The sequence below is a fragment of the Pseudomonas sp. PHC1 genome, from assembly GCF_046487845.1.
Lineage (GTDB): Bacteria > Pseudomonadota > Gammaproteobacteria > Pseudomonadales > Pseudomonadaceae > Aquipseudomonas > Aquipseudomonas sputi.
The window spans coordinates 79,695-97,185 of the sequence record NZ_JBJXHJ010000009.1; the positions used below are offsets into that span (position 1 = coordinate 79,695).

At 59.9% G+C, this 17,491-nt stretch carries 18 protein-coding genes; 13 read left to right on the forward strand and 5 right to left on the reverse strand.

What is annotated here, in order from left to right; genetic code table 11:
• Positions 1–7: 7 nt before the first annotated feature.
• Positions 8–907, forward strand: coding sequence for an alpha/beta fold hydrolase (locus ACKJSM_RS14630; protein WP_410238080.1), 900 nt, complete (start codon positions 8–10; stop codon positions 905–907).
• On the opposite strand, the gene ACKJSM_RS14635 is transcribed toward ACKJSM_RS14630, so the two are convergent.
• The gene (locus ACKJSM_RS14635) at positions 876–1,859 is read right to left on the reverse strand and encodes a GlxA family transcriptional regulator (protein WP_236182005.1); all 984 of its coding nucleotides are present in this window, start codon (positions 1,857–1,859) and stop codon (positions 876–878) included. The two genes, ACKJSM_RS14630 and ACKJSM_RS14635, sit on opposite strands and share 32 nt — an antisense overlap.
• Positions 1,860–1,949: 90 nt before the next feature.
• On the opposite strand from ACKJSM_RS14635, the gene inhA reads away from it, so the two are divergent.
• From inhA to ACKJSM_RS14650, 3 genes are all read left to right on the forward strand, one after another.
• The gene (inhA, locus tag ACKJSM_RS14640) at positions 1,950–2,636 is read left to right on the forward strand and encodes an isonitrile hydratase (protein ID WP_236182004.1); all 687 of its coding nucleotides are present in this window, start codon (positions 1,950–1,952) and stop codon (positions 2,634–2,636) included.
• Between the two features lie 132 nt (positions 2,637–2,768).
• Complete coding sequence (locus ACKJSM_RS14645; RefSeq protein WP_236182003.1) at positions 2,769–3,560, forward strand: CPBP family intramembrane glutamic endopeptidase; 792 nt, start codon at positions 2,769–2,771, stop codon at positions 3,558–3,560.
• Between the two features lie 101 nt (positions 3,561–3,661).
• The gene (locus tag ACKJSM_RS14650) at positions 3,662–5,227 is read left to right on the forward strand and encodes a methyl-accepting chemotaxis protein (RefSeq protein WP_085655232.1); all 1,566 of its coding nucleotides are present in this window, start codon (positions 3,662–3,664) and stop codon (positions 5,225–5,227) included.
• A gap of 62 nt (positions 5,228–5,289) precedes the next feature.
• Here ACKJSM_RS14650 and ACKJSM_RS14655 read toward each other — a convergent pair whose 3' ends face one another.
• The 3 genes from ACKJSM_RS14655 to ACKJSM_RS14665 all read right to left on the reverse strand — a co-directional run bounded on the left by ACKJSM_RS14655 (position 5,290) and on the right by ACKJSM_RS14665 (position 7,526).
• Positions 5,290–5,649: a DUF6124 family protein gene (locus tag ACKJSM_RS14655; protein WP_410238081.1), complete on the reverse strand. Its 360-nt coding sequence runs from the start codon at positions 5,647–5,649 to the stop codon at positions 5,290–5,292.
• Positions 5,650–5,736: 87 nt separating this feature from the next.
• Positions 5,737–6,102 carry a DUF6124 family protein gene (locus ACKJSM_RS14660; RefSeq protein ID WP_410238082.1) on the reverse strand — a complete coding sequence of 122 codons (366 nt, stop codon included), beginning with the start codon at positions 6,100–6,102 and terminating at the stop codon, positions 5,737–5,739.
• Between the two features lie 746 nt (positions 6,103–6,848).
• Positions 6,849–7,526, reverse strand: coding sequence for an alpha/beta family hydrolase (locus tag ACKJSM_RS14665; protein WP_410238083.1), 678 nt, complete (start codon positions 7,524–7,526; stop codon positions 6,849–6,851).
• 86 nt (positions 7,527–7,612) lie between these two features.
• Between ACKJSM_RS14665 and ccoN (ACKJSM_RS14670) the strand changes: the two genes are divergently transcribed.
• The 8 genes from ccoN (ACKJSM_RS14670) (at position 7,613) to ccoP (ACKJSM_RS14705) (ending at position 14,510) form a co-directional block, all read left to right on the forward strand.
• Positions 7,613–9,037 (forward strand): cytochrome-c oxidase, cbb3-type subunit I, encoded by a 1,425-nt coding sequence (gene ccoN, locus ACKJSM_RS14670; RefSeq protein ID WP_007969190.1) that lies wholly within the window; start codon positions 7,613–7,615, stop codon positions 9,035–9,037.
• A gap of 10 nt (positions 9,038–9,047) precedes the next feature.
• A complete protein-coding gene (gene ccoO, locus ACKJSM_RS14675; RefSeq protein ID WP_039770055.1) occupies positions 9,048–9,656 on the forward strand; it encodes a cytochrome-c oxidase, cbb3-type subunit II in 609 nt (202 codons plus the stop codon).
• A 3-nt stretch (positions 9,657–9,659) separates the two neighbouring features.
• Entirely contained in the window at positions 9,660–9,857 is a 198-nt protein-coding gene (locus tag ACKJSM_RS14680; protein ID WP_410238085.1) for a cbb3-type cytochrome oxidase subunit 3, read from the forward strand.
• Positions 9,854–10,807 carry a cytochrome-c oxidase, cbb3-type subunit III gene (gene ccoP / locus ACKJSM_RS14685; RefSeq protein ID WP_410238086.1) on the forward strand — a complete coding sequence of 318 codons (954 nt, stop codon included), beginning with the start codon at positions 9,854–9,856 and terminating at the stop codon, positions 10,805–10,807. Before ACKJSM_RS14680 ends, ccoP (ACKJSM_RS14685) begins: the two co-directional genes overlap by 4 nt.
• Before the next feature lie 481 nt (positions 10,808–11,288).
• On the forward strand, positions 11,289–12,731 hold the full coding sequence (gene ccoN, locus ACKJSM_RS14690) for a cytochrome-c oxidase, cbb3-type subunit I (protein ID WP_007960352.1): 1,443 nt from the start codon (positions 11,289–11,291) through the stop codon (positions 12,729–12,731).
• Entirely contained in the window at positions 12,731–13,339 is a 609-nt protein-coding gene (ccoO, locus tag ACKJSM_RS14695) for a cytochrome-c oxidase, cbb3-type subunit II (protein ID WP_085700210.1), read from the forward strand. The genes ccoN (ACKJSM_RS14690) and ccoO (ACKJSM_RS14695) overlap by 1 nt, the downstream gene beginning before the upstream one ends.
• Positions 13,340–13,344: 5 nt before the next feature.
• On the forward strand, positions 13,345–13,530 hold the full coding sequence (locus ACKJSM_RS14700) for a CcoQ/FixQ family Cbb3-type cytochrome c oxidase assembly chaperone (RefSeq protein ID WP_003175465.1): 186 nt from the start codon (positions 13,345–13,347) through the stop codon (positions 13,528–13,530).
• Positions 13,527–14,510: a cytochrome-c oxidase, cbb3-type subunit III gene (ccoP, locus tag ACKJSM_RS14705; RefSeq protein WP_236181995.1), complete on the forward strand. Its 984-nt coding sequence runs from the start codon at positions 13,527–13,529 to the stop codon at positions 14,508–14,510. Before ACKJSM_RS14700 ends, ccoP (ACKJSM_RS14705) begins: the two co-directional genes overlap by 4 nt.
• Positions 14,511–14,594: 84 nt before the next feature.
• On the opposite strand, the gene ACKJSM_RS14710 is transcribed toward ccoP (ACKJSM_RS14705), so the two are convergent.
• Positions 14,595–15,599 (reverse strand): metallophosphoesterase family protein, encoded by a 1,005-nt coding sequence (locus tag ACKJSM_RS14710; RefSeq protein ID WP_410238087.1) that lies wholly within the window; start codon positions 15,597–15,599, stop codon positions 14,595–14,597.
• Positions 15,600–16,068: 469 nt separating this feature from the next.
• Between ACKJSM_RS14710 and ccoG the strand changes: the two genes are divergently transcribed.
• Positions 16,069–17,484, forward strand: coding sequence for a cytochrome c oxidase accessory protein CcoG (gene ccoG, locus ACKJSM_RS14715; RefSeq protein ID WP_236181993.1), 1,416 nt, complete (start codon positions 16,069–16,071; stop codon positions 17,482–17,484).
• Positions 17,485–17,491: the final 7 nt, after the last annotated feature.

The window sequence follows — 17,491 nt, forward strand, 5'->3', positions numbered from 1 at the left end:
GAGTGAAATGACCCAAGCCGTGATGCAGTTTTGCAGGACTGGAAGTCTGACCATCGGCTATGAACATCACGGCCCGGAAAACGGCACACCAGTCATCCTCCTCCACGGTTTCCCCTATTCCCCCCGTGCCTACGACGAAATCGCCCCACCCCTCGCTGCAATGGGCTACCGGGTAATCGTGCCGTACCTGCGCGGTTACGGGCCGACCCGTTTCAACAGCCCGGACACGCTGCGCTCCGGTCAGCAAGCAGCGCTGGCTCAGGATCTGCTGGAGCTGATGGATGCGCTGGGTATCGAGCAGGCGACGTTGTGCGGTTACGACTGGGGTGGTCGGGCGGCGTGCATTGTGGCGGCGCTGTTCCCTGAGCGGGTGCGCGGGTTGGTGACGGGCGATGGCTACAACCTGCAGGACATTCCGAACTCGATCCAGCCGCTGGATCCGCAGAGCGAGCATCGCTTTTGGTATCAGTATTACTTCCACACGCCCCGTGGTGTTGAAGGGCTGAGGCAGAATCGGCGGGCGCTGTGCGAATTGCTCTGGCAGTTATGGTCGCCGACCTGGGCGAGGAACGCCGAGCGTTATCCGCTGAGCGCACCGGCGTTCGACAACCCGGATTTCGTCGAGGTGGTGATTCACTCTTATCGCCATCGATTCATGTATGCGCCGGGTGATCCGGCGCTGGAAGGGATGGAGCAGGCGCTGGAGAAACAACCGGCGATCGGCGTTCCGACGATATCGCTGTGCGGTGCCGATGATGGCGTCGGCCCGGCGCCAGTAGACGATGAAGATGCCCATCACTTCACCGGGCTTTATGAGCGGCGGGTGCTGGCGGGTGTCGGGCATAACATTCCCGAGGAAGCACCGGGCGAAACGCTCAAGGCATTACTGGATCTGCTCCAGCGCTGACCGAAAAACGCTCCCGATAAGCCTGCGGCGTTACACCCATGGCTCGCAGAAAACTGCGACGCAACGTCTCTTCACTGCCAAAGCCACAATTGGCCGCGACCCGTTTGATCGGCAAACCGGTGTCGCTCAGCAACCGGCGGGCGGTTTCAACGCGGATCAGTTCGATGGCCCGGGCCGGGGTCTGGCCGGTGTCGGCGCGGTAGTGGCGTACGAAGCTGCGTTCGCTCATGCCGGCCTGTTCGGCGAGGGTCGGAATGCCCAGATCGCAAGTCAAGTGTTCGGCAATCCACGCGTGTAACTCATCGAAGCGGTTGCCCTGTTTTTGCAGCGACAGTGTCACGCTGAATTGCGACTGCCCGCCCGGGCGTTTGAGGAACACCACCAGTTGCCGGGCGACGTCCAGGGCCATGTCGCGCCCGAGGTCGTCTTCGACCATGGCCAGTGCCAGGTCGATGCCGGCGGTGACGCCCGCCGAGGTCCAGACCGGGCCGTCGTTGATGAAGATCGGATTGGGCTCGACCTGCAATTGCGGGTGCTGCTGCGCCAGTTGTTCGCAGCGGGTCCAGTGGGTGACCACGCGGCGACCGTCGAGCCAGCCGCTGGCGGCCAGCAGAAATGCGCCGGTGCAGACCGAAGCCACGCGCCGGCAGCCGCTTGCATGTTCACGCACCCAACTCACCAATTCAGCGTCTTCGGCAGCGGCGTAGACGCCCCAGCCGCCGGCGATGATCAGCGTATCGCTGGGCTGCTGCGGCAGCGGTTCGGCCAGCATCGCCAACCCGGCCGAAGAGTTGACTGCCCCGCCGCCGCTGGCAATCACCGTTGGCGCATAAGGCGCCGACAAACCCTGCTGGCGCGCGATGTCATTGGCCGAGGCGAAGACCTGCAACGGCCCGGTGACATCGAGCAACTGCACATTGGCGAACGCGAGGACGTGGATGGTTTTCGGCATTTGGCGTAATTCGTGGGCTGATTGGCGTATGCGCCAAAACCTACGCGCCTACAGTGAAGCCGTCTACCCCCCTTTTCACGGAGAAGAACCATGGCGTTGCAGATCGGCTTTCTGTTGTTTCCCCAGGTGCAGCAACTCGACCTGACTGGCCCGTATGACGTGCTGGCCTCGTTGCCGGACGTACAGGTGCATCTGGTCTGGAAGGATCTGGTGCCGGTTACCGCCAGCACCGGGCTGGTGCTCAAACCGACCACTACCTTCGAGGACTGCCCGGCTCTGGATGTGATCTGCGTGCCCGGCGGCGCCGGGGTCGGGCCGTTGATGGAAGATGAGCAGACGCTGGCCTTCATCAAGGCGCAAGCTGCGCAGGCGCGGTACGTGACGTCGGTGTGCACCGGTTCACTGGTGCTTGGCGCGGCGGGCCTGTTGCAGGGCAAACGGGCGACCACGCATTGGGCTTATCACGAACTGCTGCCGACACTGGGCGCGATCCCGGTGAAGGATCGGGTGGTGCGCGACGGCAATCTGTTTACCGGGGGTGGCATCACGGCCGGGATCGATTTTGCTCTGACCCTCGCGCAGGAACTGGTCGGTGTCGACACGGCGCAACTGGTGCAGTTGCAGCTCGAATATGCGCCGGCGCCGCCATTTGATTCGGGTAGCCCGCAGACAGCGCCGAGCGGGATTGTCGATGAGGCTCGCAAGCGCGCGGCACCTTCGCTGAAGTTGCGCACTGAAATCACCGAGCGTGCTGCGGCGAAACTCAACCTGCGCTGATCTGCCAAACACTCGCACTGTGGGAACCCACCCCACAGTGCCCGCGTCCCGGTTTCCCCCTACACCTTCACTTGTCCCCTCGCCCTCACCCGTGTAGAAAGCCTGTCCACAAATCGTGCACAAGGACTTTCCATGACCGCTCTGCCATGGCTCTATCTCGGGCTTCTCAGCCTTGGTTACGGATTGGCGTCGAGCTTCGGCCAGCTCGGCTGGCTGGCGCTGATCTCCATCGCACTGCTGGTTTTCGCCGGTTACGCCGTGCGCCAGCAGACCGTGCCGGTCGGGCGTTTTCTTGGCCATGGCCTGTTTGTCGTGCTGGCCCTGGCGCTGGCGATGCACTGGCTGCCGGGCTTCCATAATGGCCGGGCCATCGAGCCGCAGCGCTTCACCGATAACGCCGTGCCGTTCTCGATGTACTTGAACCTCGACAAACCGCTGATTGGCTTCTGGCTGCTACTGGTTTGCCCGTGGATCGTCGCGCGACGCTCGTTGCGCCTGACTGTGTACGCCACCGCATTGGCTTTGACGTTGAGCGTGATTCTGGCGCTGGGCGGCGCGGTGTTGCTGGGCATGATCACCTGGGCGCCGAAATGGCCGGATCAGGCCTGGCTGTGGGTGCTGAACAATCTGCTGCTGGTGACGCTGGTCGAAGAGGCGCTGTTTCGCGGCTATATACAGGGCGGCCTGAGCCGGCGTTTCAAACACCTGCCCTACGGCGAAAACCTCGCGCTGCTGCTGGCGTCCCTGCTGTTCGGTCTGGTGCATGTGGGCGCCGGGTGGCCATGGGTGTTACTGGCAAGCCTGGCGGGTGTCGGCTATGGTCTGGCGTACCGTTTTGGTGGGCTCGGTGCGGCGATCGCCACGCACTTTGGCCTGAACCTGCTGCATTTCGGCCTGTTCACCTATCCGATGCTGGCGGGTTGAAGCAAGGCCGTTTTGCGACGCCGTACTTATAAATGAAAAAAAATTTCAATAAATGGCCGATACCGCCGACAACCTTTCAAAGCCTTGCGGATTGAAAAACCATGCGTAACAACCAGCCCATTACACAACGCGAACGGACTTTCCCGGCTCAGCAACGGTTGATTTCCACAACCGACGCCAAGGGCGTGATCACCTACTGCAACGACGCTTTCGTCGAAATCAGCGGGTTCTCGCGTGAAGAACTGATCCGTGCGCCGCACAACCTGGTTCGTCACCCCGACGTCCCGGCGGCGGTGTTTTCGCACATGTGGGGCACACTGAAACAAGGCTTGCCATGGATGGGCATTGTCAAGAATCGCTGCAAGACCGGTGATCATTACTGGGTGAACGCCTATGTAACGCCGGTGTTCGATGGCAATCAGGTGGTCGGTTACGAGTCGGTGCGGGTCAAACCCACCGCCGAACAGATCCGCCGTGCCGAAGCGCTCTACCAACGCATCAACCAGGGCAAGTCGGCGATTCCTTCGAGCGACAAATGGCTGCCGATCGTGCAGGACTGGCTGCCGTTCATTCTGGTCAGCCAGTTGAGCTTCATGATCGGCGCCACCCTGAACTCGCAGTGGGGCTTCGCCCTCGCCGCCGGTCTGTCGGTGCCGCTGGGCCTGCTGGGCCTGCAATGGCAACAACGCGGGCTCAAGCGCCTGCTGCGTCTGGCCGAGCAGACCACCTCCGACCCGTTGATCGCGCAGATGTACACCGACAGCCGTGGCGCCCAGGCGCGTCTGGAGATGTCGATCCTCAGCCAGGAGGCGCGCCTGAAAACCTGCCTGACCCGTCTGCAGGACACCGCCGAGCACCTGACCGATCAGGCCAAGCAGTCCGACGCCCTGGCACACAACAGCTCCAGCGGCCTGGAACGTCAGCGCGTGGAAACCGAACAGGTCGCCACCGCCGTCAACCAGATGGCCGCCACCACGCAAGAAGTGGCCAGCCACGTCCAGCGCACCGCCGACGCGACTCAGGAAGCCAATCGCCTGACCGGTCGCGGTCGCGACATCGCCGGCGAAACCCGTGAAGCCATCCAGCGTTTGTCGGTCGTGGTCGGCGAAACCGGCCTGACCGTCACCCAGTTGGCCAAGGACAGCGACGAAATCGGCGGCGTGGTCGACGTGATCAAAGGCATCGCCGACCAGACCAACCTGCTCGCGCTCAACGCTGCGATTGAAGCAGCGCGTGCCGGCGAGATGGGTCGTGGTTTTGCCGTGGTTGCCGACGAAGTCCGCCAACTGGCACAACGCACCAGCGAGTCCACCGGCCAGATCCACGCCCTGATCGCCAAGTTGCAGCAGACCGCTACCAGCGCCGTACAAACCATGGAAGCCGGCCATCGCCAGGCGGAAGAAGGCGTGGCACGGGTTCTGGAAGCAGACCAGGCCCTGGTGGGCATCAGCGAAGCGGTGGCCAACATCACCGACATGACCACCCAGATCGCCGCCGCGACCGAAGAGCAAAGTGCCGTGGCTGAAGAAATCAGCCGCAACATCAGCAACATCTCGGAACTGGCGGACCAGACGTCCGAGCAGGCGCATAACTCGGCGTTGCTGAGTGAAGAGCTGACGAAGACTGCCAACACGCAGTATTCGTTGGTGGAGCGGTTTAACCGCTGATTGTTCTGCAATACAAAAAAAACCGGATAGCGAGAGCTTCCGGTTTTTTTTTGCCTTGTTACTTACTCCTTTGGCACGAGGTTATCCAACGCCTGATTCACCGCCAACTCGCCCAACATCACCACTTGCGCAATGCCCAATAGGGTCTTGCGGTTCGGCCCTTCCAGCAGGCCGGCAAAGTCACCGAGCATGACCGTGGCTGACGCGAGGGATTCGCAGGCGTTGGCCAGCAGGGACTCCGTGTCGGTTTGCGGGTTGACCATGAACATGTCGTTTGGGGTGTAGGGCGTGGCCATGATCTGGGCTGCGGGTGTCAGGTAATAGTCGAGGGCGCGTTCGGCCGCGTCGTGGAGTTTTCTTGAATCGGGAAATTCGTACGGGGACACCGGATCTTCTACCGGTGGAATGACGGTCTTGGACATCAGCTGGAACTCCGGAAAAGAGTCGCTTGAGGATTTTTATCGACGGCTGCAGGCAGTGAGGGGACAAGCCCCTCACCGAAGCGGCAACTACCGCGAGACGTGATGGTTATCCAGCACACGATTGACCAGCAGCTCACTCAGCATGATGACCTGCTGCAGTATCTGCATCGCCTTGCGCTGCGACGGATCGACGGTGTTGCCGAGATCCCGGGCCATGTCACTGGCCGATGACAGCGTTTCGCACGCTTCGACCAGTAGCGTTTCGTCATCCATCGTTGGATTGACCAGATAAATCCTGCCGGGCTTGCGCGATGGCTTGGACGTCTTCTGCGCCCCAGGATCGAGGTAATGATTGATCGCCCGCTCGGTGGCCGATTTTATGTTTTCGGCTTCGAGTGCAGCGTCGTAGGGGATTGAATCGGTATCTGGTGGGTTTGGTGTGGCTTTGAACATACGTGTAACTCCTATCGCAGACTTCAAGGAGCCATCACCCACGCTACCAAACGATGGGTGGCGGCCATACGCGGGTTGGTAGACCGGCTGCAATAGGAACCCGGCGCTCACGAATGAGCCCCACGCATGACCACCATAAAACAGAGCCCCCAAAAGGGACGGCATACGGTGTTGCCATACAGCTATTACAGACGGGCTACCAAACCCGATCACTGTTTTTTCAGTGACAGGGAAACGATATAGCCCACCCCATAGCCGCGTAAGCCGGCGGATTCTGGCGTACGCGTAGGCAACGACGCAAGGTGTTGTAGCCCTTATGGCGTAACGGTTCGTGTACTTTAAACGCCGTCTCGGAATTACGTTTACGCACAGAAAACAAGCAGATCTTTCCCTGCTGCAATCCGAATGGCTCCCCACCACTCAACACGATGAGCGTTAGCTCGAGTACCGCTTTTGATCTTAGGGCGACGTCGGAAGGCTGAGTGGAGGGATTCATCCGGGGGTGGGAGCGCAGCGACCGTTTGGCGAAGCCAAACACATCGAGAGGAGGTGCAGCGAAGCAAACCGTAGGCGATGCCCCCCGGATGAATCCCGGAGCGAAGGAACCCCGAGCTTTAGCGAGCGGGCCGGACGTAGGAGCAAGACCTTTTGGTTACTTTTGGGGCGTTTGCCAAAAGTGACCCGCCGTAGGGGCGGAACCCTAAGCAGCCATAACCGCAGCAACGGATATGCCCCCAAAAAAAGCCTCAACGAAGAAACGCGGCCACCTTCTGCGCGGCGCTAGCCAAATGCTGCTCATGCGTAAACCCGGATACCTTGAGAGGCTTCAAATCATGATCCCCAGAGCCCAACCAAAACACCTCAATACTCGGCGATAGATCGTAAGCCACGACAGCGTCCCGATTCCCCAGAGCATCCCGCTCCCCCTGAACAATCAACGTCCGAGTCTTCAACCCCGCCAGATGCTCGACCCGTGGTTTCTCCGGTTTCCCAACCGCATAAAACGGATACCCCAGACAAACCAACGCATCAGCGCCAAGCTCGTCGGCCAGGAGACTGGCCATCCGCCCCCCCATCGACTTCCCGCCAATCGCCAGTGGCCCAGCGACATGAAGTCGCACCACGCCATAAACCTCACGCCAACATTCCAGCAACTTCGGCGCCGGATTCGGCGGACGTTTGCCGCCATCAACCCGTCGCTGCGCCATATAAGGGAACTCAAACCGCAACACGTTCACACCCAGCCCGGCAAGGCGCCCAGCCATATCCGTCATCCACTCACTGTCCATCGGCGCCCCCGCACCATGGGCGAGGATGAGAGTCGCCGAAGCCTCACCCACAGCGGCATCCCAAAGCCACCCGTGATCCCGCAGGCACTGCGCCCATTGATCCCCGTCAATACTGGCCTTGTGCTCTTTGTCCATGCTTGCCTCGCTTTTAGTCTGCCTATAACTCCAGGCGAAGGACGCGCTGTTGGCGCTCACTTCGGCTGAACCGTGGATGGGGAACCATGAACACTTCTATCAGTACCGCCTACAACTACAAGGTGGTCCGCCAATTCGCCATTATGACGGTGGTGTGGGGCATCGTCGGCATGGGGCTCGGGGTTTTTCTCGCGGCTCAATTGGTCTGGCCCGAACTCAACTTCAACCTGCCGTGGACCAGCTTCGGACGCCTGCGCCCGCTGCACACCAACGCGGTGATCTTCGCGTTCGGCGGCTGTGCCTTGTTCGCCAGTTCGTTCTACTCGGTGCAGCGCACCTGCCAGACGCAATTGTTTGCGCCGAAAATCGCCGCGTTCTGCTTCTGGGGCTGGCAGCTTGTGATTCTATTGGCGGCCATCAGCCTGCCGCTGGGTTACACCAGTTCCAAGGAATACGCCGAGCTGGAGTGGCCGATCGACATTCTGATCACCATCGTCTGGGTCGCCTATGCCATCGTGTTTTTCGGCACGATCATGCAGCGCAAGACCAAGCACATCTACGTCGGCAACTGGTTCTTCGGCGCGTTCATCATCACCGTGGCGATCCTGCACATCGTCAACAACCTTGAGTTGCCGGTGAGCTTCACCAAGTCCTACTCGGTGTACGCCGGTGCGACCGACGCGATGGTGCAATGGTGGTACGGCCACAACGCCGTAGGCTTTTTCCTCACCGCCGGTTTCCTCGGGATGATGTACTACTTCGTGCCGAAACAGGCGGAGCGTCCGGTGTATTCGTATCGCCTGTCGATCGTGCACTTCTGGGCGCTGATCACCCTGTACATCTGGGCCGGTCCCCACCACTTGCACTACACCGCGCTGCCGGACTGGGCGCAGTCGCTGGGCATGGTGATGTCGCTGATCCTGCTGGCGCCAAGCTGGGGCGGCATGATCAACGGCATGATGACCCTCTCGGGCGCCTGGCATAAATTGCGCAGCGACCCGATCCTGCGCTTCCTGGTGGTGTCGCTGGCGTTCTACGGCATGTCGACCTTCGAAGGTCCGATGATGGCGATCAAGACTGTCAACGCCCTCTCCCACTACACCGACTGGACCATCGGCCACGTACACGCCGGCGCGCTCGGCTGGGTGGCGATGATTTCCATCGGCGCGCTGTACCACATGATCCCGAAAGTCTTCGGCAAAGAGCAGATGCACAGCATCGGCCTGATCAACGCGCACTTCTGGCTCGCGACCATCGGCACTGTGCTCTACATCGCCTCGATGTGGGTCAACGGCATCGCCCAGGGCCTGATGTGGCGTGCGGTGAACGAGGACGGCACGCTGACCTACTCCTTCGTTGAAACGCTGGTGGCCAGCCACCCGGGCTTCGTCGTGCGGCTGATTGGCGGGGCGATCTTCCTCAGCGGCATGTTCCTGATGGCTTACAACACCTGGCGCACCGTGCGGGCCTCGCAGCCTGCTGACGTCGTTGCTGCCGCGCAGATGGCCTGAGGAGTCCGCCATGAAACACGAAACGATTGAAAAGAACGTCGGCCTGCTGATGCTGCTGATGGTGTTCGCCGTGAGCATCGGCGGCCTGACCCAGATCGTCCCGCTGTTCTTCCAGGACGTGACCAACAAACCGGTGGAAGGCATGAAGCCCTACACCGCGCTGCAACTGGAAGGCCGCGACATCTACATCCGCGAAGGCTGCGTCGGCTGCCACTCGCAGATGATCCGTCCGTTCCGCGCCGAAACCGAACGCTACGGGCACTACTCGGTGGCCGGCGAGAGCGTGTGGGATCACCCGTTCCTGTGGGGCTCGAAACGTACCGGTCCGGACCTGGCCCGGGTTGGCGCGCGTTACTCGGATGACTGGCACCGTGCGCACTTGTACAACCCGCGCAACGTTGTACCGGAATCGAAGATGCCGGCCTACCCATGGCTGGTCACCCAACCGGTCGACAGCAGCCACACCGAAACCAAGCTCAAGACCATGCGCACCCTCGGCGTGCCGTACACCGACGACGACATCAGCGGCGCGGTGGCCAGCCTCAAGGGCAAGACCGAAATGGACGCCCTCGTCTCCTACCTGCAAGTGCTCGGCACTGCGATCAAGAGCAAGAGGTGAGAAATGGTCATTGAAATGAGCGCGGGCCTCATACGAGGCCTCGGCACGGTCGTGGTGTTCGTGGCCTTCGTCGGCCTGACCCTCTGGGTGTTCAACCGCAAGCGCACCCCGGAATTCGCCGAAGCGCGCCTGCTGCCGTTTGCCGACGAGCCGCAACCCGACATTACCCAAGCACCTGAAACAAGGAGTACCCGGCCATGACCACCTTCTGGAGTACGTGGATCTGCGTACTGACCATCGGCAGCCTGATCGGCCTGACCTGGCTGCTGATCGGCACCCGCCGGGGCGAGACCAAGGGCAGCGTCGACCAGACCATGGGCCACAGCTTCGACGGCATCGAGGAGTACGACAACCCGCTGCCGCAGTGGTGGTTCATGCTGTTCGCCGGCACGCTGGTGTTTTCCGTGGGTTATCTGATCCTTTACCCGGGCCTGGGTAACTGGAAAGGCATCCTGCCCGGCTACGAGGACGGCTGGACCGGCGTCCACGAATGGGAAAAGGAAATGAACAAGGCTGACGCGAAGTTCGGGCCGATCTTCGCCAAATTCGCCGCCATGCCGGTGGAAGAAGTGGCGAAGGACCCGCAGGCGCTGAAAATGGGTGGCCGTCTGTTCGCCTCCAACTGCTCGGTGTGCCACGGCTCGGACGCCAAGGGTGCATTCGGTTTCCCTAACCTCGCCGACAAGGACTGGCGTTGGGGCGGCAGCGCCGAAACCATCAAGACCACCATCATGGGTGGCCGGATGGCGGCGATGCCGGCGTGGGGCGAAGCGCTGGGCGAGGCCGGAGTGAAAAACGTCGCGGCGTATGTGCGTCACGAGCTGGCCGGCCTGCCACTGGCGGCGGACAACAAGGCTGATCTGCAAGCCGGGCAGCAAGCGTTCAGCACCATGTGCGTGGCTTGTCACGGGGCAAACGGCCAAGGCACCGAAGCCATGGGCGCGCCGAACCTGACGCACCCGGCCGGTTTCATCTACGGCACCAGCCTGACCCAGCTCGAGCAGACCATTCGCCATGGTCGTCAGGGCCACATGCCCGCTCAGAACGAGCTGCTGGGCAACGATAAAGTGCAATTGCTGGCCGCCTATGTGTACAGCCTGAGCAATGGATTGAATACAGAAAAACTGATTACTGAGGACAATAAAAAGTAATCATTGCGTATAAGACTGCCGCACCTTTCCAGTGCGGCAGTTTCCAGCCCCTTTGCGACGCATTGTCGCACCCCTTCACCCCCTCTCCTTTCGGTTACCCGGATTCGGGTCTACGCTTGCTCGATGCGGACTGGCCCGTGCCGGTTCCAGGTCGACCCCGAGCGAGGCGTTGAACGAATCGGCTGACTGACATGGCCGCAAAGGCCGGTAGATACCGGCTGTCGTGCCCATTACCGTCCGTCACCCGAACCGAGCGTTCGAACACACCCCGTTACATCCGACCGGGACCCCTCGCTTTTTTCGTCCGCTGCGACATTTTGCCCGAGGGCAATTTTGTCCTTACGCGGCGCATGGAAAGGCCGCAGAATCAGCGTTGGAAAGCATTGACCCAGGTCATGGCGCGTTGCATTGACCCCCTGCTTTCTACATACTTGCGGCCGATTTTAATCCTAATAAAACACCCAAACCGTGGAACCTTAGAATGAGCACAGCAATCAGTCCGACTGCTTATAACTATAAGGTAGTCCGCCAGTTCGCCATCATGACGGTGGTCTGGGGGATCCTTGGCATGGGGCTTGGTGTCTTCATCGCCTCGCAACTGGTCTGGCCGGAGTTGAATTTCGGTCTGCCGTGGACGAGTTTTGGACGCCTGCGCCCGTTGCACACAAACCTGGTGATTTTCGCCTTCGGTGGTTGTGCACTGTTTGCCACTTCCTACTATGTCGTGCAGCGAACCTGCCAGACGCGACTGATTTCCGACAGCCTCGCGGCCTTCACCTTCTGGGGATGGCAAGCGGTGATCGTCGGCGCGATCATTACCTTGCCGCTGGGTTACACCACCACCAAGGAATACGCGGAACTGGAATGGCCCCTCGCCATTCTGCTGGCCATTGTCTGGGTCACCTACGGTCTGGTGTTCTTCGGCACCATCACCAAGCGCAAGACCAAGCACATCTATGTCGGTAACTGGTTCTACGGTGCGTTCATCGTGGTGACCGCGATGCTGCACATCGTCAACCACATGTCGCTGCCGGTCAGCCTGTTCAAGTCCTACTCGGCCTACTCGGGCGCCACCGATGCGATGATCCAGTGGTGGTACGGCCACAACGCCGTGGGCTTCTTCCTGACCACCGGTTTCCTGGGGATGATGTACTACTTCGTGCCGAAACAGGCCGAACGTCCGATCTACTCCTATCGCCTGTCGATCGTGCACTTCTGGGCACTGATCACCCTGTACATCTGGGCCGGCCCGCACCACCTGCACTACACCGCCCTGCCGGACTGGGCACAATCGCTGGGCATGGCGATGTCGATCATCCTGCTGGCACCGAGCTGGGGCGGCATGATCAACGGCATGATGACCCTGTCGGGCGCCTGGCATAAGCTGCGCACCGACCCGATCCTGCGCTTCCTCGTGGTATCGCTGGCGTTCTACGGCATGTCGACCTTCGAAGGTCCGATGATGGCGATCAAGACCGTCAACTCGCTCTCGCACTACACCGACTGGACCATCGGCCACGTACACGCCGGCGCGCTCGGCTGGGTGGCGATGATCTCGATCGGCGCGATCTACCACATGATCCCGAAACTGTTCGGCCGTGCGCAGATGCACAGCACCGGCCTGATCAACGCGCACTTCTGGCTCGCGACCATCGGTACCGTGCTGTACATCGCTTCGATGTGGGTCAACGGCATCACTCAGGGCCTGATGTGGCGCGCAATCAACGATGACGGCACCCTCACCTACTCGTTCGTCGAAGCGCTGCAGGCCAGCCACCCTGGCTTCATCGTCCGCGCCCTGGGCGGTGCGTTCTTTGCCAGCGGCATGCTGCTGATGGCTTACAACGTATGGCGCACCGTGCGCGCCTCGAACCCGGCTGAAGCCGAAGCCGCCGCCAAGATCGCCGTAGTTGGAGCTCACTGATGAAGCATGAAGCTGTCGAGAAGAATATTGGCCTGCTGGCCTTCTTCATGGTCATCGCCGTCAGCGTCGGTGGCCTGACCCAAATCGTTCCGCTGTTCTTCCAGGACGTCACCAACAAGCCGGTCGAAGGCATGAAGCCGCGCACCGCCCTTGAACTGGAAGGCCGCGACGTTTACATCGCCAACGGCTGTGTCGGCTGCCACTCGCAGATGATCCGTCCGTTCCGTGCCGAAACCGAACGCTATGGCCACTACTCGGTCGCCGGTGAAAGCGTCTGGGACCACCCGTTCCTGTGGGGTTCCAAACGTACCGGTCCGGACCTGGCCCGCGTCGGCGGTCGTTACTCCGATGACTGGCAGCGTGCGCACTTGTACAACCCGCGCAACGTCGTCCCCGAGTCGAAAATGCCGGCCTACCCGTTCCTCGTAGAAAACAAGCTCGATGGCAAAGACACGGCCAGGAAAATGGAAGTGTTGCGCACGCTCGGCGTTCCTTACACCGACGAAGACATCGCCGGTGCAAGAGATGCCGTGAAGGGCAAAACCGAAATGGACGCGCTGGTGGCCTATCTGCAAGGCCTGGGCACCATCATCAAAAGCAAACGGTGATTCTGATGGATATCGGGATGATTCGAGGCCTGGGCACCGTTGTCGTGATGGTTGCCTTCATCGGCCTGGCGTTGTGGGTGTTCAGCCCCAAGCGCAAGTCGGAGTTTGAAGACGCGACCTTGCTGCCCTTCGCGGATGATCCCGAAGCCATCAAGCACGTCGAGCAAGCTTCTAGGAGTAACAAAGAATGACTACATTCTGGAGTCTGTACGTCACAGTCCTCAGTCTCGGTACGATCTTTTCCCTGACCTGGCTGTTGCTGTCGACCCGCAAGGGTCAGCGCAGCGAACAGACGGACGAGACAGTGGGCCACTCCTTCGACGGGATCGAGGAGTACGACAACCCGCTGCCGAAATGGTGGTTCATGCTGTTCGTGGGCACCATCGTCTTTGCGCTGGGTTATCTGGTGCTGTACCCGGGCCTGGGCAACTGGAAAGGTCTGCTGCCGGGCTACAACTACCTCGATAACGAGAAGCAGACGGCGTTCGCCAACGGCCAGACCGGCTGGACCGGCGTTCATGAGTGGGAAAAGGAAATGGCGCGTTCGGACGCCAAGTTCGGTCCGATCTTCGCCAAATTCGCCGCCATGCCGATCGAAGAGGTGGCCAAGGATCCACAAGCCCTGAAGATGGGGGGCCGTCTGTTCGCCTCCAACTGCTCGGTGTGCCACGGTTCCGACGCCAAGGGCGCCTATGGTTTCCCGAACCTGACCGACGCCGACTGGCGCTGGGGCGGCGAGCCGGAAACCATCAAGACCACCATCATGGGCGGTCGTCACGCGGTGATGCCGGCCTGGGCTGAAGTGATCGGTGAGCAAGGCGTGGCCGACGTGGCCGCGTTCGTGCTGACCAATCTGGATGGCCGCAAGCTGCCGGAAGGCACCAAGGCAGATCCGGCCAACGGCCAGAAACTGTTCGCCGCCAACTGCGTGGCGTGCCACGGTCCGGCGGGCAAAGGTACGCCAGCGATGGGCGCACCTGACCTGACCCACCCGGCCGCGTTCATCTACGGTTCGAGCTTCGCCCAACTGCAGCAGACCATCCGTTACGGCCGTCAGGGCCAGATGCCTGCCCAGGAACAACTGCAAGGCAACGACAAGGTTCACCTGCTGGCGGCTTATGTTTACAGCCTGTCCCACGGTGAAAAAACGCCGGAAGCCGAGGCACAGTAAGGCCCAAGCTTGAAGCAAAAAAGGCCCCGCCAATTCTCATTGGCGGGGCCTTTTTGTTTCAGCCCCTTGATCGACCGAAAATGTTTATGGGCGACTCGTCCAGATAGACTTCACCGGAACCGTGTCCACGAAATACGGCTTTTGCCAATCATTGTTCTCGATCAGGTTGACGTGCAGTTGCTTGCGATCATCCGAGAGGCTGGCCGTCAGGTACGTCTGCTGAGACGTTGCGCCGCTGAGAAACATCGGCACCTTACCCATCCAGCGCTTGCCTCCCCCTCGCGTGTGGTAGTGACCTGCAAAGATGGCGGTGACCTCATACTTCTCGATCATGTCCAGAAAGCGCTGCTCCTGTTGCCAGCCCCCTTGCCAGCGATCCCACTTGTGCATGTTGATGATGATGGCGTAACCCGACGCCCGCGCGACCCTCAAATCCGTTTCAAGCCAGTCCAGGGCACTGGTGATGTTGAAGGTCGTCGGGTTCAACACATGAGAAATCTTTGTTGTGTAGGTGGGTTCATTGTTGAGCTGCACCAAATGCACGTCCCCTACATCTTTCGAGTACGCGAGACTGCCCGAATAAAGAATATCTAGAAAACCACCTGTCACCTTGAGGTCAAAGTTATCCACCTTGTCCAAATGATGCTCCTTGAATTCGACAATACTGCCGGCAGCACAACTATTAGTGAAACAGTCATCCACGTTATTCTCGTAATCATGATTACCCAGACCATACAGGTAGTCGCCCTTGAAGTATTTCTCCAGGGCCGATTTCATATACGAGCGCTGCCAACCGTGGCCGAACGCCGTAATGTCACCATTGATCATCAACGGGACTTTCGCCTGCCCCCCGTGGGCATTTCGAAACCCGGCGATACTGCCCAACTGGCTGTCCACCAGCCACTTGGCACGTTTTTCGAAATCCGTACCGTTTTCCGGCTCTCCGCTGTCGCTCTTGTCAGTCCACGGATATTGCGTATCGGAGGCGAACACCAGATGCCGTGGAGCACTCTCGATGGCATGAGCCAAAGCAACAGAACAAATCAAACAGACGCCCAGCAGAAACTTTACAACTCCTTTAAAAGCCATAACATTGAAACTCCATTTAACTTAAATAAAACTGACGATTGAATATCGCCAGGCGCAAACATATTCGATCAAACGGAATCTTTCAAAGCAGACCAGAGCAGTAATTAAATGAACTTGTTTCAAACATGCAAACAACAGAAATCAATGTTTCTTGTTTCAACCAGATTTCTCGAAGTCTGACGACGGGCAACCGGACAGCGAAGAGCTGGATTTCGGCCATGCGGATCATCCGACAGCGCAACGACGACGGATCGCCTAGACTCAATCATCGGCCGAGCAAAAAATGGCGATCTCCCACAAGTCAATTGATTCAAGTCACTACACCATCAATTGATTTTGCCCAACGCGACCAAAGGTCGCACCCGTTCGTCGGCATGACAGGCGTATCATTGGGCCACTGCAACACCCCTTTTGACCCCGGTCGGCACGTATCGACCGAGGCATTTTTCCACTGCCGTGGGATGCAATGATGAGCAACCAGATTCCGGTACACGACGTCACGCCACCCAGCAAGAACGCGAACAACAGCGTCGACCTTTACGCCTCTCGAGAAAAAATCTACACCCGTGCATTCACCGGTCTGTTCCGCAATCTGCGGATGATGGGCGGCGCAGCACTGTTCCTGCTGTATTTCGGAACAGTCTGGCTGAACTGGGGCGGCCATCAGGCCGTGTGGTGGAACCTGCCGGAGCGCAAGTTCTTCATCTTCGGCGCCACATTCTGGCCGCAGGATTTCATTCTGCTTTCCGGGCTGCTGATCATTGCCGCGTTCGGTCTGTTCTTCATCACCGTATATGCGGGCCGGGTCTGGTGTGGTTACACCTGCCCACAAAGCGTGTGGACGTGGATTTTCATGTGGTGCGAAAAGGTCACCGAAGGTGACCGCAATCAGCGCATCAAGCTCGACAAGGCGCCGATGAGCGCCAACAAGTTCCTGCGCAAATTTGCCAAGCACGCGTTGTGGCTGCTGATCGGCTTTGTCACCGGCATGACCTTCGTCGGCTACTTCTCGCCGATCCGCGAACTGGTGATTGAATTCTTCACCGGCCAGGCCGATGGCTGGTCGTATTTCTGGGTCGGCTTCTTCACCCTCGCCACCTACGGCAACGCTGGCTGGCTGCGTGAGCAGGTGTGTATCTATATGTGTCCGTATGCGCGCTTCCAGAGCGTGATGTTCGACAAGGACACACTGATCGTTTCCTACGATCCGCGTCGCGGCGAAAGCCGTGGCCCGCGCAAGAAAGGCGTCGACTACAAGGCCCAGGGCCTGGGCGATTGCATCGACTGCACCATGTGCGTCCAGGTTTGCCCGACCGGCATCGACATCCGCGACGGCCTGCAGATCGAGTGCATCGGTTGTGCCGCGTGCATCGACGCCTGCGACAGCATCATGGACAAGATGGATTACCCGCGCGGGCTGATCAGTTACACCACCGAACACAACTTGTCCGGGCAGAAAACCCATAAACTGCGGCCGCGCCTGATCGGTTATGCCGTGGTGCTGCTGGCGATGATCAGCCTGTTGGTGACGGCTTTCTTCATGCGCTCGCTGGTGGGTTTCGACGTCAGCAAGGACCGCGTGCTGTACCGCGAAAACGCTGAAGGCCGAATCGAAAACGTCTACAGCCTGAAGATCATGAACAAGGATCAGCGCGACCACACCTACGTGCTGGAAGCCGCCGGTCTGCCGGATCTGCGCCTGCAAGGCAAGCGTGAGATCAAAGTACCGGCCGGGGAAATCTTCAGCATGCCGGTCGAACTGTCGAGCGCGCCCGAACAATTGCCGTCGAGCACCAACGAGGTGAAATTCATCCTCAAGGATGCCGATGACGACAGCGTTCACGTAGAAGCCAAGAGCCGGTTCATCGGCCCACAAAATCGTTGAGAGAACT

Bases quoted from the DNA above. Each gene is read 5' to 3' on its own strand.
- ACKJSM_RS14650 (WP_085655232.1), top strand. From the start codon at position 3,662: ATGCGTAACAACCAGCCCATTACACAACGCGAACGGACTTTCCCGGCT.
- ccoO (WP_085700210.1), top strand. From the start codon at position 12,731: ATGAAGCATGAAGCTGTCGAGAAGAATATTGGCCTGCTGGCCTTCTTC.
- ACKJSM_RS14710 (WP_410238087.1), bottom strand. From the start codon at position 15,599: ATGGCTTTTAAAGGAGTTGTAAAGTTTCTGCTGGGCGTCTGTTTGATT.
- ccoP (WP_236181995.1), top strand. From the start codon at position 13,527: ATGACTACATTCTGGAGTCTGTACGTCACAGTCCTCAGTCTCGGTACG.
- ACKJSM_RS14665 (WP_410238083.1), bottom strand. From the start codon at position 7,526: ATGGACAAAGAGCACAAGGCCAGTATTGACGGGGATCAATGGGCGCAG.
- ACKJSM_RS14655 (WP_410238081.1), bottom strand. From the start codon at position 5,649: ATGTCCAAGACCGTCATTCCACCGGTAGAAGATCCGGTGTCCCCGTAC.
- ACKJSM_RS14660 (WP_410238082.1), bottom strand. From the start codon at position 6,102: ATGTTCAAAGCCACACCAAACCCACCAGATACCGATTCAATCCCCTAC.
- ACKJSM_RS14700 (WP_003175465.1), top strand. From the start codon at position 13,345: ATGGATATCGGGATGATTCGAGGCCTGGGCACCGTTGTCGTGATGGTT.
- inhA (WP_236182004.1), top strand. From the start codon at position 1,950: ATGGCGTTGCAGATCGGCTTTCTGTTGTTTCCCCAGGTGCAGCAACTC.
- ACKJSM_RS14645 (WP_236182003.1), top strand. From the start codon at position 2,769: ATGACCGCTCTGCCATGGCTCTATCTCGGGCTTCTCAGCCTTGGTTAC.
- ACKJSM_RS14630 (WP_410238080.1), top strand. From the start codon at position 8: ATGACCCAAGCCGTGATGCAGTTTTGCAGGACTGGAAGTCTGACCATC.
- ACKJSM_RS14680 (WP_410238085.1), top strand. From the start codon at position 9,660: ATGGTCATTGAAATGAGCGCGGGCCTCATACGAGGCCTCGGCACGGTC.
- ccoP (WP_410238086.1), top strand. From the start codon at position 9,854: ATGACCACCTTCTGGAGTACGTGGATCTGCGTACTGACCATCGGCAGC.
- ccoN (WP_007960352.1), top strand. From the start codon at position 11,289: ATGAGCACAGCAATCAGTCCGACTGCTTATAACTATAAGGTAGTCCGC.
- ccoO (WP_039770055.1), top strand. From the start codon at position 9,048: ATGAAACACGAAACGATTGAAAAGAACGTCGGCCTGCTGATGCTGCTG.
- ACKJSM_RS14635 (WP_236182005.1), bottom strand. From the start codon at position 1,859: ATGCCGAAAACCATCCACGTCCTCGCGTTCGCCAATGTGCAGTTGCTC.
- ccoN (WP_007969190.1), top strand. From the start codon at position 7,613: ATGAACACTTCTATCAGTACCGCCTACAACTACAAGGTGGTCCGCCAA.
- ccoG (WP_236181993.1), top strand. From the start codon at position 16,069: ATGAGCAACCAGATTCCGGTACACGACGTCACGCCACCCAGCAAGAAC.